This is a genomic window from Microcystis sp. T1-4 (genome assembly GCF_000297435.1).
Lineage (GTDB): Bacteria > Cyanobacteriota > Cyanobacteriia > Cyanobacteriales > Microcystaceae > Microcystis.
Genome location: NZ_CAIP01000399.1, coordinates 1 through 1,967, shown reverse-complemented (window position 1 = coordinate 1,967; position 1,967 = coordinate 1). Strand labels below are relative to the sequence as shown.

The window sequence follows — 1,967 nt, the reverse complement described above, 5'->3', positions numbered from 1 at the left end:
GATGCTCCCGGTACATTGTTCCAGTCAGCTAAAGCTAGTTCGTATTTTTGTTGGAGAAGGTAAAGAAGCCCCCGACCTAAGTAAGCCTCAGCATAATTAGGATTAATGTCAAGAGCTTTGTTGAAGTCAGCTAAAGCTAATTCGTATTTTTGTTGGTCATAGTAAAGAAGCCCCCGATTGAAGTAAGCCTCAGCATAATTAGGATTAATTTTAATGGCTTTGTTCCAGTCAGAGAGGGCTAATTCGTATTTCCGCAAGTCAGAGTAAAGAAGCCCCCGATTGTAGTAAGCCATAGCATAATTACGATTAATGTCAATAGCTTTGCTGTAGTCAGCTAAAGCTAATTCGTATTTTTTTTGGTTAAAGTAAAGAAGCCCCCGATTGTAGTAAGCCATAGCATAATTACGATTAATGTCAATAGCTTTGCTGTAGTCAGCTAAAGCTAATTCGTATTTTTTTTGGTCATAGTAAAGAAGCCCCCGATTGTTGTAAGCTATAGCTAACTTAGAATCAAGTTCAATAGCTTTGTTGAAGTCAGCTAAAGCTAATTCGTATTTTTTTTGGTTAAAGTAAACAACCCCCCGATTGTTGTACGTCTCAGCATAATTAGGATTAATGTCAATAGCTTTGCTGTAGTCAGAGAGGGCTAAATCGTATTTTTGTTGGAGACGGTAAAGATTCCCCCGATTGTAATACCAAGCAGCACGGGGAGCGAGATGAATTGCCTGATTAATCGTGGCTAATCCTTCATCATAGCGTTTTAATTCACTTAATACTACATATTTCTCGTTATAGTAATTGGGGTTATTGGGAAACAGAGAAATCGCCTGATTAATCACCGTTAAGGCTTGCTCATAATTTTCTAAATAGCGATAAACTAGACTTTGCTCTTGTAAAATACTACTGTGAAACTTCTTTAAATCTTCCCGTTTAGGTAAGGTATTAATCGCTTGTTGCAAAGCTTCTATAGCTGGTTGATATTTACCTAAATAGGGTTTGCTGAATAATGGTAAAAACCTTACAGGAAAGGGCTTTTAGCTTGATTGAGAGCTTCCCAAATGCACTTAAATCTGCTAGAATCTCTTAAAACCCTTGCATCACCCTTGCATCACCCTTGCATCTTCTCTAATTAGTGCTAATGTACCGTAAAAGCGAGTTACCCTCAACCCCACCAGAAAAATTCGAGCTGCCCTTTGAGGGGAAATTATCCCAAGACAATCGTTGGGTAATTATGGCCAACCTCATTCCCTGGTCAGAATTTGAAGCGGAATACGCATCACTTTTTTCAGAAGAAATGGGCACACCCGCCAAAACATTCAGGACAGCACTCGGAGCATTAATTATTAAAGAAAAATTAGGAACAAGCGATAGAGAAACGGTAGAACAAATCAAAGAAAATCCTTATTTACAATACTTCTTGGGGTTTTCATCCTACAGCAATGAACCCCGGTTTGAAGCGTCAATGTTGGTTCACTTTCGAGAAAGAATTACTCTGGAACTAATTAATAAAGTGAATCGCTTTATGGTCAAAAATTCGAGAGAAATAAAAGAAGAAGAAAACACCGAAAAAAAGTTAGAGAGCGAAACCCAAAGTCAACCAGAAAATCGAGGTAAATTAATTTTAGATGCCAGTTGTGCGCCCGCAGATATTAGTTATCCTACGGATTTAAACCTGTTAAATCAAGGAAGAAAACAAACCGAAAAAATTATTGATATTCTCTATGAAACTTGAAAAGGAAAACTTGTTCAAAAACCGAGAACCTATCGTCTCCTAGCCAGAAAAAGTTATTTAGAAGTAGCAAAAAAAAGAAAACCTACCGTCAAACAAAGACGAAAAGCTCTGAAAAGACAACTGCAATATCTAAAAAGAAATCTCGACCATATTGAACAACTTTTAGCAGAAGGAGCCTCGCTACAAAGCTTGAAAAAAAGAGACTATAAACTGTTATTAGTAGTCACAGAAGTTT

At 37.4% G+C, this 1,967-nt stretch carries 1 protein-coding gene and 1 pseudogene; one reads left to right on the top strand and one right to left on the bottom strand.

Translation table 11 applies throughout. The features are described from left to right. Positions 1-959: tetratricopeptide repeat protein (locus MICAI_RS25210; RefSeq protein ID WP_157221768.1), on the bottom strand; the 959-nt coding region annotated here is incomplete at its 3' end. Positions 960-1,138: 179 nt separating this feature from the next. Between MICAI_RS25210 and MICAI_RS18495 the strand changes: the two are divergent. Next, positions 1,139-1,967 (top strand): annotated as a pseudogene (locus MICAI_RS18495) (transposase); the annotation flags it as partial.